Origin of the sequence: Mesorhizobium sp. M2A.F.Ca.ET.043.02.1.1 (genome assembly GCF_003952405.1) — a bacterium.
GTDB lineage: Bacteria > Pseudomonadota > Alphaproteobacteria > Rhizobiales > Rhizobiaceae > Mesorhizobium.
In genome coordinates, this window is sequence record NZ_CP034445.1 from 4,651,246 (window position 1) to 4,667,061 (window position 15,816).

A 15,816-nucleotide genomic window follows, 5' to 3' on the forward strand; every position below is an offset into this window, starting at 1 on the left:
CCAGCCGTTTGAGCGAGGTCAAGGCGCGGCGTCCGCTCAAGACCTATTCAGCAGCCATGAAACGTCGAACAGCGCTCAAGGTTCTGCCGTTTGCTATCGTTTTCGCATCGTCGGCTTGGGCGGGCGATAATCTGCAGGTTGCCTATGGCAAAAGGCTGGTCGAAACAAACTGCGCGCGGTGCCACGCAGTCGGCCGGACTGGCGAAAGCACCCATCCCGATGCCCCGCCTTTTCGTCTACTGCACCGCCGCTATCCGATCGAGGACCTGCAGGAAGCCTTGGCCGAGGGAATCTCCACCGGCCATCCGGACATGCCCGAGTTTGTGGCCTCTCCGGATCAGATCGAGGCGATCATCGCCTATATCGGGAGCCTCGGCCAATGACGGAGGAGAGCGCTGACGGCGCAAGAGGAGGTATCGGATGAAACGCGGAATCGGTAGTGAGGACGCCGAGGCTCCTGAGCTGGCGATCTCCGTCGGCAAGGTCTGTTTCATAATCGCCAAGGCGCATGGATTCGATGTCAAGGTCGCCGTCACCGAGCCGGATGCGGGCTCCAATCCCACGGACGACGGCGAAGTCGCGGTGCTTCAGGATCATGATGATGACCCCGTGCGCGAAGAGCTTGGGTCGCTGATCTCGGATCTCTCCGTCGACGAGCAGATCGACCTCGTGGCGTTGACATGGCTCGGCAGGGATGACGGCAAGGCGGGCGATTGGGACGAGGTTCGTCAGCAGGCCGCCTACGCTCACAACAGGCACACGGCCGACTATCTTTGCGGCAACCCGCTGTTGGGCGATCACCTTGCGGCCGGACTCGATGCTCTCGGCCTGTCCTCTCCCGACTGAACCGAAGTTGATGCACATCAAAGCGGGACGCTTTCGGCCGTGCTGGTCTACCCGTCTCTGATGGAGCCCGGATATGATCTACACGACGATATTGGTCCAGCTCGATATCGACGCCCCGGCAACGCCGCGGCTGATTTTCGCGCAGCAGGTCGCAAGGAAGTTCGAAGCGGATCTGATCGCGCTGGCGGCTGCCGAGCCCTCCACATTGGTGTCGCCGAGCGAGTCTTCTCCGGCTGTGGCCGAGGTGTTGCGTCACCGGACGCTCGAGATCGAGGATCGTATCAGCAAGCTCAAGGAGGAGTTCCTCGCCGTCGCCGGTGACAACGAGCGCGCATCCTGGCATGCGGAACTCGACGACCCTACGCGCGCCGTGGCGCTGCACGCGCGGGCGGCCGATCTGGTGATCACCGGAGCGCCGGCCGCGGCTGCCGCCGGCGATTTCCGAAGGACCGTGGATCCGGGAGCATTGGTGCTTTCCGCGGGCAGGCCGGTTCTGTTTGCGGCCGACGATCTCGCCTCCTTCAAGGGTGAGAGGATCATGGTCGCCTGGAAGGATTGCCGCGAAGCGCGGCGGGCCGTGGTCGACGCGATGCCTTTCCTGCGCAACGCCAAGGAAGTGACCGTTTTCAATGCGGCCGAGGAAGGAACGCTCGTCGCGCGGGATGGCGCGGCGGACGTGGTGCGCTTCCTCATGAGGCATGGTGTGAAAGCCCGGTCCCAACTGCTCGAAAGCGAGGGAAGCTCGGTGGGCGACTCGATTATCGCTGGAGCTGATCGAATCGGGGCCGATCTCATTGTGGCCGGTGGTATGGCCATAGCCGGTTCCGCGAATGGGCGTTCGGGGGCGCGACGCGATCCCTGCTCGGATCGGGCTCGTTCCACAGGCTGCTGTCGAACTGAGTAGTCACCGCATTCCATGTCCGCCAGGCGGGCATAAGATCCAAGGAGACAAGCTATGCAGATGCTGGCATCCCTGTTCCTGCCGACTTATCCGGACCCGCCGGCGCCGAAGATCGCGTCGAATGCGGTGGCCGTGGCCAAGCAGCTTGGCGCCACGCTGGATGCGGCGGTCATCAATGTCGACATTCCGGACGTTTCCAACGCGCTGTCCAGCTTCCTGCTCGACCTCCCTGCCAAGATCCGTGAGGTCGAGACTGCCAGCAGGAATCGCGGCAAGGCCCTGCTGGAGAATGTCGCGGCCGAAGCCGCGCGGTGCAAAGTTACCCTGACCACTCAGGAGTTGAAAGCGCAGCCCGCGTTCTTAGGGGAAGCTGCCGCCCGGGAGGGCCGCTATTTCGACCTCTGCATGGTGGGATGGGCGAGGGATACCGAGTCCATCCGCATGACCGCTGAGGAGGTCGTGTTCAGCTCCGGCCGGCCGGCCTTGATTCTCCCGGGTGACGAAGATGTCGGTGCGCTCGACAACGTGGTGATCGCCTGGGACGGCAGCCGCGTGGCTGCAAGGGCAGTGGCCGACGCGAAGCCGTTCCTGGAACGCGCATCGGCTATATCGATCGTGAGCGTGACCGATGAGAAGGTGCTGCCAGGCAAGGATATTGCTGAACGCCTTGCGCATGGACTTGCGGCGCGCGGGCTGCGTGCGAAGGCCCAGTCCATTCAGACTGGCGACAGTGAAATTGGCGTCGCCCTGCAGGAGCATGCCCTTAAAGTCGGCGGCAACCTGCTGGTCATGGGTGGCTGGGGCCACTCCCGCCTGAGGGACTTTGCGCTTGGCGGCGCGACGGAGGGGATTTTGTCGAATCTGCGTCTGCCGGTCTTGATGTCGCATTGATGCAAGCCGCCCGGAAGCGCGGTTCCGGGACAACAACGACATGCATCGAAACAGGGACTTGAAGCGCGTCGCCTGGATCCAGTTTCAACGCACCGCGCTTTGCGATCGGGCAATGTCGTAATCATCGAAGGGATAGAAGTGGACCGCCTTCAACTTGACCGGCGTCTCATAGCCCTCAATGCGCACCGTTGCCCACCGGTCCCCCAGATCGTCCTGCCAGGTGTCGGTGACGCGACATCTTACGGCCAGATCCATGCCGACCTCGATCTTGGCAGTTCTCCTTGCCATCTCGAACTCCCTTTCTCTCCGCGCGATCGTGCGATATCGCTTCCTGCTTTCACCATCCTTCGCGCTGACTACATCGGCATTTCCGGCTCAAGCGCGCGCTCCTTTGCCGGCTCGGGTATCTCCGTCATGGTCGCCTCCGTCAGGAGCGGCACGCTGGCGACTAAACGATGGGTGCGCCCCATTTTTTCTCGATCAGAACCGACTTCGGACGAGGACCGAGCGTCACCCGCACGGCGTCGGCGAGTTGGGTCGCGCCGCGCAGGATTTTTTCGCGCGCCGCCGAGCGGAACAATACCTGTTTGTGGGCCATGGTGGTCTCCAGACTATCCGACCGATTCCCATAGCCGCATTGGGGCCGACCAGCCTTGACGCGCGTCAATTGTGCATCCCTGGCGGCGTTGACCGGAATCAATGAGGACCGGTTCGCCAGCTGGTCTGATGGGGCTCTCAGGTCAGGAGACGACGATGCGAACGAACGAGACGCCACACTACGATACCAGCGTGAATACGACCGGTTGCTGCCCGAAGTTCAACCCCGGCGGTTGGGACGATCAGGAGCTGCAGTTCCGTGACAAGCCGTTCGTGAGAGCGGTGACGCACAGCGTCATGCATGTCCCCGTGAACATGGGCAGCGTTTTCACGCGCGTTAATCGGCACATCGACGATGCCGGCGCTTCGGCCGATGGCCAGTCCATCGTTCTCAGCCGCGATCTCTCGCCCTGGACCAGCGAACATCTCTTCTCGGTTTCGAAATCTGTCCCCGAGGAAGAGATGACGACGCTGAGCGGGGACTTCGTGACGAAAGTGTTAGAAGGCCCCTTCAGCCAGGCAAGGCCGTGGCACGAAGAGATGCTGCAGATGGCGCGTGATCGGAAATCGGAACCGGGCGACGTCTATTTCTTCTATACGACCTGCCCGAAATGCGCCGAAGCCTACGGAAAGAACTATGTCGTTGGGGTAGCGGCCGTGGGCTAGTCTACAACGCAACGCGCTGCCAGTTTGGATAGATGGACTTGCGTCCGAGCGAGGCAGGTCAATATGCGCCCTGATGGAGCCCTTGCATGAGTCGAATTGGCGGTTTCCTGCTGGTCATGCTTATCGCCATGGCGAGCGCGGCCGGTGTGGCTTTCGTGCTTTACAGGAACGAGCTTGGTCGCTTGCGCGACACCGTCAGCCGAGGCAGTCTGGTCGCCAAGCTCGACATCGGCCCGGTTGAATACGCCGACAGCGGCGCGGGCATTCCGCTGCTTTCGATCCACGGCTCCGGCGGCGGCTTTGATCAAGGCCTTGCCCTTGCTTCCGGTCTTGTGGGGGAGGGCTTCCGTATCATCGCGCCGTCGCGCTACGGCTATCTGCGCACGCCTGTTCCGCAAGACCCTTCTCCGGCCGCTCAGGCCGATGCTCTCGCGGCGCTGCTCACCAAACTGAACGTTTCCAAGGCGGTGGTGGTCGTCGGCGTTTCGGCTGGCGCGCGGTCGGCGGTCGAGCTGAGCCTTCGGCACCCGGACAAGGTCGCCGCTCTCATTCTGGTCGTCCCGGCCCTTTATTCGCCCACCAGTCCGGTCTCGGTCGACGTGGATCCGGGTAACAGGTTTGCGTTCTGGGCTGTCAACGCCGGCGGCGATTTCGCCTGGTGGGCAGCCGAGAACATCGCGCCATCGGTACTCATTCGCTTCCTCGGCGTTCGGCCGGCGCTGGTGACGGCCGCGCCCCAAGCCGAAAGAGACCGTGTGATGAGCTTTGTCAGAGGCGTTGAACCATTGTCGCTGCGCTTCTCCGGCATCAATATCGACAGCGCTCCGGAGCTGCATGAACAGCCGCTGGCTGAAATCGCTGCACCGACATTGATCGTCTCGGCGCGCGACGACCTGTTCAACACGCTGCCGGCAGCCGAGTTCGCGGCGGCCAGGATTCCCAGCGCCAAGCTGGTGGTCTACGATACCGGCGGACATCTTCTCGTCGGGCGGACGCAGGAGGTTCGCACGGCAATCCGCACCTTTCTGGCCGGCGCGGGCCTGATCCCGTCAAACCGTTAACCCGCGGAACCGGTGATTGTCGGCGTGACGACCGCCGCGGGGGCCGTTGCGTCTTGGCCAAGGGTCGGCGTCAGCCAACGGACGAGGCCAAGGCCGAAGAGCGCCAGCGCCGTGAAGCCCGCGCCCGCCAGGAAGGTCATCCTCGGTCCGAAAAAATCCCAGAGCGTGCCCGCCAGCAGGCTGGCGGCCAGTAGGCAAGTCCAGTCGACAGGTTGAACATCCCGAAGGCGGTGCCTCGCAGTTCCGGCGGGGCCGTATCGGCGACGAGCGTTGCCAGGAGGCCCTGCGTAAGCCCCAGATGCAGGCCCCACAGGCCCACGCCGAGCGCTGCGGCCGCAAGATTTCCAGGGAACGCCAGCACGATGTCCGCGGCAATCAGGACCAGGAAGCCGAGAATGAGCATCGTCAGGCGATTGACGCGATCCGATAGCGCGCCGGCCGGATAGGCCGAGAGCGAGTAGACCACGTTCATGACCACCAGCACCAGCGGGACGAGCCCGATCGGCAGGCCCATGCCCTGCGCGCGCAGGATGAGAAACGCTTCGCTGAACCTGGCCAGGGTGAACACGGTGGCCACGCAGACAACCAGCCAGAAGGACGAACCCAGGCGCTTGAGCTCCTGCAGGCTCAAGGGAGCGCGCACTTCGCGCAGCCCCGTGGGCCGGGCCGGCTCGCGGACGGCGGTAACCAGCAGCACGACCGCCAGAAGGCCTGGAACAACCGCGACCCAGAACACGGTCCGAAACTGATTGGCGGTCAGCCACATGAGGCCGAACGCCAGCAGCGGCCCGACAAACGCCCCAACCGTGTCGAGTGCCTGGCGAAGCCCGAAACTCGCGCCGCGCGCGTCGGCGGGGGCGATGTCCGCAACCAGGGCATCGCGAGGGGCGCCGCGAATCCCTTTGCCCACACGGTCGACAAATCGCGCCGCCACCAGCCAGCCAATCGAGGAAGCCAGCGGGAACACCGGCTTGGTGAGAGCGGCGAGGCCGTAGCCGATGACCGCCAGCAGCTTGCGTTTTCCCAGCCAATCGGACAGCGCGCCCGAAAACACCTTGGTGATGGCGGCCGTCGCTTCGGCAATGCCCTCAATGGTGCCGACCATCACCATCGACGCTCCCATGACGGTGACGAGGTAGACTGGCAGCAAGGCGTGGATCATCTCCGAAGAGACGTCCATCAGCAGAGACACGAAGCCCAACGCCCAAATCCCCGCAGGGATGGTTCCTAGGCGGGTGCGGGTGGTCTCCGCGGTCTCGAGCTGCTTCATTGATCCCTTCGGCACGCCGACATTGGGCACGTTCAACATAGCGGACTCGCGGTGCGCAAGTACACCGCGATCAGCTATTTTGCAGTTCCTTGGCCGGGGCTTCCAACCAGGTACCGCGCTCGCCCCTGACGATTGCCAGGGCATCTTCGAGCTTGCCGATCGCGGCAGGCTTGCCCGTTGCTTCGGCGAACTCGATCGCGGCACCCACCTTCGGCCCCATGGATCCGGCCGGAAAATTCCGTCCCGATATCTCTGTCGTGGCAACGTGCCGGAGCGCGCGGGCCTGCGGCGTACCGAAGCCGGCATAAACCGCATCGACATCCGTCAGCATCAGCAGCATGTCAGCCTTCAATTGACGCGCCACAAGCGAGCTTGCCAGGTCTTTGTCGATGACGGCTTCGACGCCAATCATGCTGCCATCGTCGCGGGCGATGACCGGGACACCTCCACCACCCGTGCAGATGACGACGACGCCCTGCTCGACCAGATAGGAGATCACCGACACTTCCAAGATATCGAGAGGCCGCGGCGAGGGCACGACACGGCGCCATTTGTCGCCGTCAGGCGCAACGGTCCAACCGCGCTCGCCCACGAGCCGTCGCGCCGTCGCCTCGTCATAGACGGGGCCGATCGGTTTTGTCGGATGGGCGAAGGCGGGGTCGCCCGGGTCGACCTTCACCTGTGTCAGCAATGTCGCGAACAGCCTCTGGCTGATAAGGTTGGCAAGTTCCTGCTCGATCATGTAGCCGATCATGCCGGCGCTTTCGGCGCCGAGCACGTCGAGCGGGAAAGCGCCGTCGGTCGAGGCCGCCGACTGGAGCGCCAGCAGGCCGACCTGCGGGCCATTGCCATGCGTGATGACGAGCGAATGGCCCTGGCCGATAAGCGCCGCCAGGGCGGATGCCGCATGCTTGACATTGCCGCGCTGATTTTCGGCGGTCATGGGCTCGCCGCGCCGCAACAGCGCGTTCCCGCCGAGAGCCGCTACGATCAGCATCTCAATTGCCGATCGTGGCGACGAGCAGCGCCTTGATCGTGTGCATGCGGTTCTCCGCCTGGTCGAACACGATCGACGCGCCCGATTCGAAGACCTGATCGGTGACCTCCATGCAGTCGATGCCGAATTCGCGCGAGACAGAGGCGCCGACCTCGGTCTCGGTATCGTGGAACGCCGGCAGGCAATGCATGAATTTCACGTGCGGATTGCCGCTGGCCGACATCACCTCGCTCGTCACCCGATAGGGCGTCAGCAGGCGGATACGCTCGGCCCAGGCCGACTTGTCCTCACCCATGGAGAGCCAGACATCGGTGTAGATGAAGTCGGCGCCTTCGACGCAGCTCTTCACATCTTCGTCCAGCCTGAAGCGGCCACCGCTGCGCTCCGCCAGGGTTCTGACATGGGCGCAGAACTCGCCGTCCGGCCAGAGCTCCTTGGGTGAAGCGATACGCATGTCGATGCCGACCTTGGCGGCGCCCACCGCCAGGGATAGCGCGACATTGTCCCGCCCCTCGCCGACGAAGGCGACCGTCATGTCGGACAGATGCTTGTGCGTGAATTCACGCATGGTCATGAAATCGGCGAGGATTTGCGTCGGGTGCGCTTCATTGGTCAGGCCGTTGTAGACGGGCACGCCGGCATGCGTGGCAAGCAGCTCGGCCTGATGTTGCGCAAAGCCGCGATATTCGATCGCATCATACATGCGGCCGAGCACGCGCGCGGTGTCCTTCATGGACTCCTTGTGCCCGATATGGCTGCCGCTTGGGCCGAAATAGGTGACGTGGGCGCCCTGATCGTAGGCGGCCACTTCGAATCCCGTCCGGGTGCGGGTCGAGTCCTTTTCAAAGATGAGCGCGATGTTCTTGCGAACGAGGCGCGGTATCTCGTGCCCGGCCTGCTTGGCTGCCTTCAGATCGGCGGCCAGCTTCAGCAGGAAGCGGATCTCGTCCGCCGAAAGATCGTCCAGCGAGAGCACCGAGCGTCCATGAAGTTTGATCGACATTGGGGGTCCTTTCAGAGCGGGTCTCGGGCGATGGGGCAGGTCATGCAATGGCCGCCACCGCGGCCGCGGCTGAGCTCGGCACCCTCGACGGTGATCACCTCGACTCCCGCCCGGCGCAGAAGCGTGTTGGTGTAGACGTTGCGGTCGTAGCCGATGACGACGCCCGGCTCGACGGCGACGACGTTGTTGCCGTCGTCCCACTGCTCGCGCTCGGCCTCGTAGCGGTCGCCGCCAGTGGCGATGATCCGCAGCGATTTCAGCCCGAGAGCCTCCGCGACAACTGATATGAAGGGCTCCTTCTCCTCCCTGACCTCGACCGCCGCATCGCCGTCTCCCGGCCGGATCGAGAAGGTGCGCAGCCTTTCGACCACGGGCGGATACATGGTCGCGAGGTCGCGGTCGCAGAAGGTGAAGACGGTGTCAAGATGCATGAAGGAACGGTCGCGCGGCATCAGAGCCGCAATCACGCGCGTGGCCTCTCCGGCGGCGAACAGGCTTCGCGCAAGATCGCCGACCGCTTGCGGCGTGGTGCGCTCGCCCATACCGACCAGAACGACGCCTCCGCCGACAGGCATGACGTCGCCGCCTTCGAGGCTGACGCCCGTTCCGGCCTGGGGAGAAACGAACGGGATGCCGCTGTCGCGGAACCTTGGATGGAAGCGATAGACAGCCTCGACATTGGCCGCCTCCGGCCGCCTGGCCGGCCAATACATCGGGTTGGCCGACACGGAGCGGTAGATCCAGCAGGAGCTGTCGCGGGTGAACAGCTGGTTGGGAAGCGGCGGCAGCACGAAATCCTGCGGCGCGAGCGTCCTTCCGGTCAGGCCCTTGGGCTCGAACGGCAGTTCGGCGCGCGCAATGCCACCGACCAGACAGGTTGCCAGCAGGCCGGCCGACATTTCGTTCAGCCAGCCACGCATCTCGTCGACCATGTCGAGGCCGACCACGCCGGCATGCACCCGGCGGTCGAGAAGCCAGTCGCGGGCCTTGCCGATGGCCATTGTCTCGGCAAGCAGCTCGCCGAACGAATGCACCACCACGCCACGCTCGCGCAACGCGTCGACGAAGACGTCGTGTTCCTGGCGCGCCCGCTTCACCCACAACACGTCGTCGAACAGCAGCGCCTTGCAGTTATCCGGCGTTAGCCTGCGCAGGCTGAGATCCGGCCTGTGGACCATGACCTCGCGCAGGCGGCCGACCTCCGAATGCACTCCCAGATTTGTCATTGTACGGCCTCTCAAAGCGCGCTGACAGCGCCGGTCCACATCTCGTAGACGGCAAGGATTGCGACTGCGACGAGCGCGACGGCGATGACGGCTTCCATCGGGTGGAAGACACGCTGTTTGCCCTCGCGGCGAGCCCATACGTAGAAGATGATGCCCGGGGCATAGAGGATCGCGCACATGAACAGGTACGCAGGCCCCGCCGCATAGACGAGCCACAGCCCGAAGATCGTTGCCAGCACGCCGGCGACGAGCGGTCCGGTGCGCCCTTCGCCGCCTTGGTAGCTTTCTCCGGTCAATGCCAGTTTCGCGGCGAAGGCTCCGGAGAAAATGTAAGGCACGAGGATCGCCGTCGAAGCGATGTAGAAGAGCGCCTGGTAGGTGCTCTGAGCAAAGAGCGTGATCACCAGGAAGGCCTGGACGAGCAGGTTGGTGATCAGCAGCGACGTCGAAGGAACGCCGCGCTCGCTTTCCCGGCCGAAGAACTTCGGCAGGGTCCCGTCCTTTCCGGCCACATGCGGAACCTCCGCCGCAAGCAGCGTCCAGCTCAGGAAGGCGCCGATGACCGAGATGACGAGCGCGAGATTGATGAGCACGGCGCCCCAGGGTCCGACGACCGCCTCGAGCACGCCCGCCATCGACGGGTTCTTCAGGGCGGCAAGTTCGGGCTGGCTCAGGATGCCGAGCGAAAGCAGCGAGACCAGCGCATAGAGCGCGAGGCAGGTGAAGAAGCCGAGCACAGTTGCCGTCGCAATGTCCTTGCGGCGCTCCGCCCGGGCGGAGAAAACGCTGGCGCCTTCGATGCCGATGAACACCCACAGCGTCACCAGCATCGTGCTCTTGACCTGGGCGGCGATGGTGCCGAGCGAGGCGTTGCCGAGCCCGGTGAAGTCGAGTGTCCAGACATTAAGCTTGAACGCGACGGCGACGATCCCGACGAACAGGACGACAGGCGCGATCTTGGCCACGGTCACGATGGTGTTGACGACCGCCGCCTGACGGATGCCCGCAAGGATCAGAACATGGATGAGCCACAGCAGGATCGATGCACCGAGCACTGCCTGCCACGTGTTTCCGTCACCGAAGGCGGGGAAGAAATAGGACAGTGCGCTGAAAACGATCACCGCGTAGGAGACGTTGCCGACCCATGCGCTGATCCAGTAGCCCCAGGCACTGTTGAAGCCTACGAACGGACCGAAGCCGGCCTTGGCATAGGCATAGGGGCCGGCGTCGAGGTCGGGACGGCGCACCGCCAGCGACTGGTAGACAAACACCAGCGCAAGCATGCCGACAGCCGTGATGGCCCAACCGATCAGGATCGCGAGCGGACCGGCGCCGGCCGCCATGTTCTGCGGCAGGCTGAAGACGCCCGAGCCGACCATGGAGCCGATGACGAGCGCGGTCAGCGACCCCAGCCGGAGCTTCGCCGAAGCCGGGATCGCAGTTCTTTCCCGAATAGGGACGTTGATGTCTGTTGTGGCCATGAGGCCCTCCCACCTTTGCAATGATGGGGGCATTCAACAGGAAAGCGGGCCGGCAGCTTTGACACGGGTCAAATCAGAATGATCCCAGCGCGAGCGTCACGGCCGCAACAACCCTACCGAAGCAGCATGGCGCCGTAGCCCACGGCAGCGGCGGTCAAGGTCATGCCGGCCAGGGGCAACCAGAATCTCACCGGACCCGCGAATACGGCCAGGAACAGGCGCCCGATTGCGTTGGCCACCAGCGCTGTCAGCACCGCATGTCCAACGGTTTCGATCGGCATCGACTGCTTGATCAGCCGTATGGCGCTGAGCACCGAAGCGTCGACATCAAAGGCGCCCGCGATCGCGGAACTCGCCAGCAGGCCTTGTTCCTTGAATTGGAAGGCCAACGCGGCGCTCGCTGTCGAGGCGCCCGCGAACAGCAGCGCAAAGATCAGCAACGGCACCAGTTCGAACGGATTGCGCGTCGCGCCGGGGCTCTCTGGCTTGCTGCCGCGAATTGCCAGCGCAATCGTTCCGCAGACGCCGAGTGTCAGCGCGGCTGCGAGCGCGGGTATGGCGATGTAAGCGGTCACCGGCGCCAGTATCAAAACCACGAGGCAGACACGCAAGATTGAGATCATAGCGGCCAGGGAAGCCGCGCCGGCGAAGGACAAGGAATTGTCCGACCGATTGGCCGTACGGGCCAGTGACAGGGTGACGGCGGTCGATGAGACCACGGCGCCGGCGAGCGCGCTCACAATCAGACCGCGGGCGTTTCCGAGGACGCGCGCCGCGACATAACCGGCGAAGGAAATCGAGGCCATCAGCACCGTCAGGAGCCAGATCTCCCGCGGGTTGAAGCCGCCCCATGGGTCAAATGGACGGTCCGGCAGCAGGGGCAGGATTATGGCGGTCATCACCGCCAGGACCAGTGCCGAGCGAAGCTCGATCCAGGTCAGACGTTTCAGAAGCCCGTGCAGGATTTCGCGGCTGGCGAGGAGCGCCGCGAGCGCTGCGCCTCCCGAGGCGGCAACGCGAAAATCGCCTGCCACGCAGAGCGCGCCAAGCGTAAAGACGGCGAGGCCCGCGATAACGGTTGTGACGCTGAAATCCTCGTCATGCGCGGCTTCGCGTGCCTTGTACCAGGCGAAAATGCCAGCGAAGGCGAGGAAGCCTGCAACCAGCACCGAAATTGCGTTGAGCGCGTCGGCCAATGCCGCAACCAGGCCGCCGAGAAGCCCGGCGATGCCGAAGGTGCGAATGCCGGCTGTCCGGCTGCGGTCGGGCGCATCGCGCTCTCTCCAGCCGCGTTCCAACCCGACAAGCAGGCCTATTGCCAAGGCGACCCCGAGCCGGGCAATGAGCGTGTCCATGGCGGCTACCTCAGATTGGCTGCATACGCTGCCAGCCGCTTTGGCCAGCGGTCGTCTTGGCGCGGCTTCCGCCTCGGCCTCGCCATGTAAGGCTAGCTCTCCAACGCTTCGCGGCCCGAAACTTCGGCGATGGAGACGCGGAAGAACACGTGGGGCAGATGCTCCAGATCCGAGGCTGCGGCCGGCTTGAGCGCGCCTGGCTCCCACCAGTCGAAGTGCTTGCTCAGCACGAACCATGCATGGTCACGCTGCGCCTCGTGTCCGATCCGATCGGGAAGTTCTTCATAACGGCCGGTGACGATGACGCTTTTCCAACCGTGACCCGTGCCGGGGGCGTCGACCTGCACGGACACGAGCGGATTGGCGCGCATCCAGTCGATCTTCTTGCCCGGCAGGGAGAAGGCATAGAGGTGGTTGTCCGCATGCGCGTAATGGAACGGAACGACGTAGGGCCGCCCGTCCTTCGCGCAGGCCAGCCGGCCGGCGCGATTGGCCGTCAGCAGTTTGGTGCATTCCAGAGTGGACAAAGCGCGGATCTGCATCGGCGGGACTCCTAGCTATCGGTCTCGCGCCGCGATCTTTTCGCGGTGTGCTGGCCGGAGCGCCTTCTTTCGTCGGCATTTCCGCGGGCGAGGGCCATGAGATCCAGAACCTCGTTGTCGGAGAGCTGCGGGAAGTTGCCGTAATAATAGCTCAGCGCCCGAAAACGTGCAGGCTGATTGAGGCAGATCAAATCCGCTTCCTGCGAGAGCTCGTCCGCGGTGTCCACCGGCGCCACGGGAAGAGCGACGATGATCTTGCGCGGCGAACGTCGCTTCAACGCGCGAATGGCGACCTTCATCGTCGTTCCGGTCGCCGCCCCGTCGTCAACGACGATCACCGTTTTGCCCGCCACCGACAGGGGCAGGTCTTTCCCACGATATACCGCCCGTCGCCGTTCCAGTTCGGGGCGCTCCTGCGCGATCAGGACACGAAGCGCGCCGTCATCGAGGGCGTATGCCTCCACGATTTCCCGGTTGAGAACGACGTCGGGAGGCTCGCCGTCCACGATGGCGGCCACGGCCAGTTCCGGATTGCCCGGCGCTCCGACCTTTCGAACGATCACGAGGTCCAGCGGCGCCTTGAGGGCCTTGGCTACCTCGGCAGCCACAGGGACGCCGCCTCGCGGCAAGGCGAGCACAATCGGGTCCTTCAGCTGAAGCAGGTCCAGCGATGCTCCGAGCTTCTGCCCCGCCTCCTGGCGATCGCGAAACATCGTCATTCCTCCGGCCACAGGTGGCGCAGTGACTTCTTCATCGAGTTTCGGACCTGGACGATCTCACCGTGGGAAATATGCCGGTCGAGAAGCCTGAACACCGCTACGATCGCCTTGTCGGTGTCGACCTCCGGCTCGTAGCCAAAGCTGTTGGGGACGCAAATGACGAAGTCGCTCTTTTTGCGTTCCCACGTCGGTTCGGCCGGGTTCCACCCTTCGAAATAGATGCCTCTGATCAGCGTCGGCAACTGGGCCGACAGGTCGGCCATTTCCTCCGGCGAAAGCCAGTCGCGCAAGGCATGCAGGACCGCTTTCAGCAGGCGAAATGCGCTTTGCTCATTCCAATCCAGGTCCCTGGCAAGCTCGTTCACCCATTGCTGCGTCTGCTCGGCGGCATGTGTGATCGAAGTGTGTGAAACTGCGTGTGTCATCCTCCTCATCCTTCGACTGTTTTGGTTCTCCCTTGCTGGGAATTGCGCATTGCTCCGGATAAGTTCAACGTCCCGGATTTCAGCCGCCTGCCTTGTTCACCAGCAGCGGAATGATCCGATCGGTCCTGGCGACGGCGGGGCGGCCTGAACCGGCATAGGGGATGCCCAGCGCATCCCAGGTCTCGACCAGCGCGTCCTGCAATTCGGCGATCAGCGCGTCCGAATGGAACGGCGTCGGCGTGATGCGCAGCCGCTCGGTGCCGCGCGGCACCGTCGGATAGTTGATCGGCTGGATGTAGATGCCGTGCACGCCAAGCAGCCGGTCGCTCGCCATCTTGCAAAGCTCGGGATCGCCGACCAGCACCGGCACGATATGGGTGGCCGATTCCATCACCGGCAGGCCTGCGGCGGCAAGCACCTGCTTGGTGCGCGCCGCCTGGCGCTGCTGCGCGTCGCGCTCGGCCTGCGAGCGCTTCAGGTGGCGGATCGAGGTGGTGGCGGCGGCCGCGATCGCCGGCGGCAGCGCGGTGGTGAAGATGAAGCCCGGCGCATAGGAGCGCACCGCGTCAATCACCGCACTGGTGCCGGTGATGTAGCCGCCCAGCGTGCCGAAGGCCTTGGCCAGCGTTCCCTCGATGATGTCGATGCGGTCGGCAAGGCCCTCGCGTTCGGTGATGCCGCCGCCGCGCGGTCCGTACATGCCCACCGCATGCACCTCGTCGATATAGGTCATGGCGTTGTAGCGCTCGGCCAGGTCGACGATCTGCCGGATCGGCGCGATGTCGCCGTCCATTGAATAGACGCTCTCGAACACGATCAGCTTGGCGCGCTCGCGCCCCGCCGCCTGCAGCAGGCTTTCCAGATGCGCGACGTCGTTGTGGCGGAAGATCTTCTTTTCCGCGCCGGAGCGGCGCACGCCCTCGATCATCGAGGCATGGTTGAGCTCGTCGGAGAGCACCAGGCTGTTGGGCAAAAGCCGGGCGATGGTCGAGATCGAGGCCTCGTTGGAGACGAAGCCGGAGGTGAAGACGAGCCCTGCCTCCTTGTCATGCAGGTCGGCGAGCTCCCGCTCCAGCTCGACCAGCGGGTTGGAGGTGCCGGAGATGTTGCGGGTGCCGCCGGCGCCCGAGCCCATCTTGCCGGCCACTCTCTGGAAGGCGGCAATCACATCCTCGTTCTGGCCCATGCCGAGATAGTCGTTGGAGCACCAGACGGTGATTTCCTGGGCGCGGCCGTTGGAACGCCAGATGGCGCGCGGGAACTTGCCCACCATGCGCTCGAGGTCGGCGAAGACGCGGTAGCGCCGCTCCGCGTGGAGCTGGTCGATCGCATCCTCGAAAAACCGCTGGTAATTCATGTCGAGCTCCTGTGCAGCCTAAATCCGTATTGGGTAGCGCGTTGACCTACCTGGCCGACACCATACGAGGCATGCGCGGACCTCACTTTGAGCTATGTCAATTCCGGGATGCCTCTGGCGATCGAGACAATGTGAATGGAGGCGGCTTCATCCAGCGGGCTTGTGCTTCACAAAAAAGTGGATGACTGCGATATTTGGAGTAGGAATGATGAAGAGCCTGCATTGAGGGTAGTCGTGGACCGGTTCATTGCACGGGCTAATATTGCCCATTTCGAAGACTTGCTTGCCGCGGAATCCGACCCGCAGAAGCGGCAGGTGATCGAGAACCTGCTTGCACGCGAGAGGCAGAAGCTCGAAATCGCGGAGCATCAAGCCGAGGCCGCAGGGAAACCTTCGGATCCAAAGAAATGAGGCCTGATTGTGGGGAAGGCTCCTCAGTGCACCGGCCCGATGCACTGAGGAAATGACCATCCGTGGCT

18 protein-coding genes and 1 pseudogene are annotated in these 15,816 nt (G+C 63.9%); 7 read left to right on the forward strand and 12 right to left on the reverse strand.

The genetic code is table 11. From position 1 onward, the window contains the following. Positions 1-8 precede the first annotated feature (8 nt). From EJ068_RS22065 to EJ068_RS22080, 4 genes are all read left to right on the forward strand, one after another. A complete protein-coding gene (locus EJ068_RS22065; RefSeq protein WP_245463187.1) occupies positions 9-383 on the forward strand; it encodes a cytochrome c in 375 nt (124 codons plus the stop codon). A gap of 37 nt (positions 384-420) precedes the next feature. Continuing rightward, positions 421-846: a DUF3775 domain-containing protein gene (locus tag EJ068_RS22070; RefSeq protein ID WP_127250922.1), complete on the forward strand. Its 426-nt coding sequence runs from the start codon at positions 421-423 to the stop codon at positions 844-846. A 73-nt stretch (positions 847-919) separates the two neighbouring features. After that, positions 920-1,750, forward strand: coding sequence for a universal stress protein (locus EJ068_RS22075; protein ID WP_129554863.1), 831 nt, complete (start codon positions 920-922; stop codon positions 1,748-1,750). Positions 1,751-1,801: 51 nt separating this feature from the next. Further along, positions 1,802-2,638, forward strand: a complete 837-nt coding sequence (locus EJ068_RS22080) for a universal stress protein (RefSeq protein WP_127250924.1) — start codon at positions 1,802-1,804, stop codon at positions 2,636-2,638. 84 nt (positions 2,639-2,722) lie between these two features. Here the strand turns inward: EJ068_RS22080 and EJ068_RS22085 are convergent, their stop codons facing one another. Then, positions 2,723-2,926: a hypothetical protein gene (locus tag EJ068_RS22085; RefSeq protein ID WP_127250925.1), complete on the reverse strand. Its 204-nt coding sequence runs from the start codon at positions 2,924-2,926 to the stop codon at positions 2,723-2,725. Positions 2,927-3,086: 160 nt separating this feature from the next. Continuing rightward, positions 3,087-3,236, reverse strand: coding sequence for a hypothetical protein (locus EJ068_RS32735; RefSeq protein ID WP_189341917.1), 150 nt, complete (start codon positions 3,234-3,236; stop codon positions 3,087-3,089). Positions 3,237-3,391: 155 nt separating this feature from the next. Here EJ068_RS32735 and EJ068_RS22090 point away from each other — a divergent pair, with 155 nt between their 5' ends. Both EJ068_RS22090 and EJ068_RS22095 read left to right on the forward strand, forming a co-directional pair. Further along, on the forward strand, positions 3,392-3,901 hold the full coding sequence (locus tag EJ068_RS22090; RefSeq protein WP_127250926.1) for a hydrolase: 510 nt from the start codon (positions 3,392-3,394) through the stop codon (positions 3,899-3,901). Positions 3,902-3,987: 86 nt separating this feature from the next. Beyond that, entirely contained in the window at positions 3,988-4,962 is a 975-nt protein-coding gene (locus EJ068_RS22095) for an alpha/beta hydrolase (protein WP_127250927.1), read from the forward strand. Here EJ068_RS22095 and EJ068_RS22100 read toward each other — a convergent pair. The 10 genes and pseudogenes from EJ068_RS22100 to hemA all read right to left on the reverse strand — a co-directional run bounded on the left by EJ068_RS22100 (position 4,959) and on the right by hemA (position 15,337). Further along, positions 4,959-6,232, reverse strand: a pseudogene (locus EJ068_RS22100) (MFS transporter). The gene EJ068_RS22095 and the pseudogene EJ068_RS22100 sit on opposite strands and share 4 nt — an antisense overlap. A gap of 70 nt (positions 6,233-6,302) precedes the next feature. After that, positions 6,303-7,229 carry a carbamate kinase gene (gene arcC, locus EJ068_RS22105; RefSeq protein WP_127250928.1) on the reverse strand — a complete coding sequence of 309 codons (927 nt, stop codon included), beginning with the start codon at positions 7,227-7,229 and terminating at the stop codon, positions 6,303-6,305. A 1-nt stretch (position 7,230) separates the two neighbouring features. Then, positions 7,231-8,232, reverse strand: coding sequence for an ornithine carbamoyltransferase (gene argF / locus EJ068_RS22110; RefSeq protein WP_127250929.1), 1,002 nt, complete (start codon positions 8,230-8,232; stop codon positions 7,231-7,233). A gap of 11 nt (positions 8,233-8,243) precedes the next feature. Beyond that, a complete protein-coding gene (locus tag EJ068_RS22115; protein WP_128314569.1) occupies positions 8,244-9,458 on the reverse strand; it encodes an arginine deiminase in 1,215 nt (404 codons plus the stop codon). 11 nt (positions 9,459-9,469) lie between these two features. Further along, on the reverse strand, positions 9,470-10,939 hold the full coding sequence (arcD, locus tag EJ068_RS22120; protein WP_127250931.1) for an arginine-ornithine antiporter: 1,470 nt from the start codon (positions 10,937-10,939) through the stop codon (positions 9,470-9,472). A gap of 113 nt (positions 10,940-11,052) precedes the next feature. Beyond that, complete coding sequence (locus EJ068_RS22125) at positions 11,053-12,294, reverse strand: MgtC/SapB family protein (protein WP_129554864.1); 1,242 nt, start codon at positions 12,292-12,294, stop codon at positions 11,053-11,055. 92 nt (positions 12,295-12,386) lie between these two features. Then, positions 12,387-12,836, reverse strand: coding sequence for a pyridoxamine 5'-phosphate oxidase family protein (locus EJ068_RS22130; protein WP_126062684.1), 450 nt, complete (start codon positions 12,834-12,836; stop codon positions 12,387-12,389). 11 nt (positions 12,837-12,847) lie between these two features. After that, a complete protein-coding gene (locus tag EJ068_RS22135; protein WP_127250934.1) occupies positions 12,848-13,549 on the reverse strand; it encodes a phosphoribosyltransferase in 702 nt (233 codons plus the stop codon). 2 nt (positions 13,550-13,551) lie between these two features. Beyond that, positions 13,552-13,920: a DUF2267 domain-containing protein gene (locus EJ068_RS22140; protein ID WP_245463188.1), complete on the reverse strand. Its 369-nt coding sequence runs from the start codon at positions 13,918-13,920 to the stop codon at positions 13,552-13,554. Positions 13,921-14,059: 139 nt separating this feature from the next. Continuing rightward, entirely contained in the window at positions 14,060-15,337 is a 1,278-nt protein-coding gene (hemA, locus tag EJ068_RS22145; RefSeq protein ID WP_129554865.1) for a 5-aminolevulinate synthase, read from the reverse strand. A 135-nt stretch (positions 15,338-15,472) separates the two neighbouring features. Between hemA and EJ068_RS22150 the strand changes: the two genes are divergently transcribed. Further along, a complete protein-coding gene (locus EJ068_RS22150; protein WP_127250414.1) occupies positions 15,473-15,748 on the forward strand; it encodes a hypothetical protein in 276 nt (91 codons plus the stop codon). Positions 15,749-15,816: the final 68 nt, after the last annotated feature.

Bases quoted from the DNA above. Each gene is read 5' to 3' on its own strand.
- EJ068_RS22070 (WP_127250922.1), top strand. From the start codon at position 421: ATGAAACGCGGAATCGGTAGTGAGGACGCCGAGGCTCCTGAGCTGGCG.
- EJ068_RS22075 (WP_129554863.1), top strand. From the start codon at position 920: ATGATCTACACGACGATATTGGTCCAGCTCGATATCGACGCCCCGGCA.
- EJ068_RS22080 (WP_127250924.1), top strand. From the start codon at position 1,802: ATGCAGATGCTGGCATCCCTGTTCCTGCCGACTTATCCGGACCCGCCG.
- EJ068_RS22085 (WP_127250925.1), bottom strand. From the start codon at position 2,926: ATGGCAAGGAGAACTGCCAAGATCGAGGTCGGCATGGATCTGGCCGTA.
- EJ068_RS32735 (WP_189341917.1), bottom strand. From the start codon at position 3,236: ATGGCCCACAAACAGGTATTGTTCCGCTCGGCGGCGCGCGAAAAAATC.
- EJ068_RS22090 (WP_127250926.1), top strand. From the start codon at position 3,392: ATGCGAACGAACGAGACGCCACACTACGATACCAGCGTGAATACGACC.
- EJ068_RS22095 (WP_127250927.1), top strand. From the start codon at position 3,988: ATGAGTCGAATTGGCGGTTTCCTGCTGGTCATGCTTATCGCCATGGCG.
- arcC (WP_127250928.1), bottom strand. From the start codon at position 7,229: ATGCTGATCGTAGCGGCTCTCGGCGGGAACGCGCTGTTGCGGCGCGGC.
- argF (WP_127250929.1), bottom strand. From the start codon at position 8,232: ATGTCGATCAAACTTCATGGACGCTCGGTGCTCTCGCTGGACGATCTT.
- EJ068_RS22115 (WP_128314569.1), bottom strand. From the start codon at position 9,458: ATGACAAATCTGGGAGTGCATTCGGAGGTCGGCCGCCTGCGCGAGGTC.
- arcD (WP_127250931.1), bottom strand. From the start codon at position 10,939: ATGGCCACAACAGACATCAACGTCCCTATTCGGGAAAGAACTGCGATC.
- EJ068_RS22125 (WP_129554864.1), bottom strand. From the start codon at position 12,294: ATGGACACGCTCATTGCCCGGCTCGGGGTCGCCTTGGCAATAGGCCTG.
- EJ068_RS22130 (WP_126062684.1), bottom strand. From the start codon at position 12,836: ATGCAGATCCGCGCTTTGTCCACTCTGGAATGCACCAAACTGCTGACG.
- EJ068_RS22135 (WP_127250934.1), bottom strand. From the start codon at position 13,549: ATGTTTCGCGATCGCCAGGAGGCGGGGCAGAAGCTCGGAGCATCGCTG.
- hemA (WP_129554865.1), bottom strand. From the start codon at position 15,337: ATGAATTACCAGCGGTTTTTCGAGGATGCGATCGACCAGCTCCACGCG.
- EJ068_RS22150 (WP_127250414.1), top strand. From the start codon at position 15,473: ATGGAGGCGGCTTCATCCAGCGGGCTTGTGCTTCACAAAAAAGTGGAT.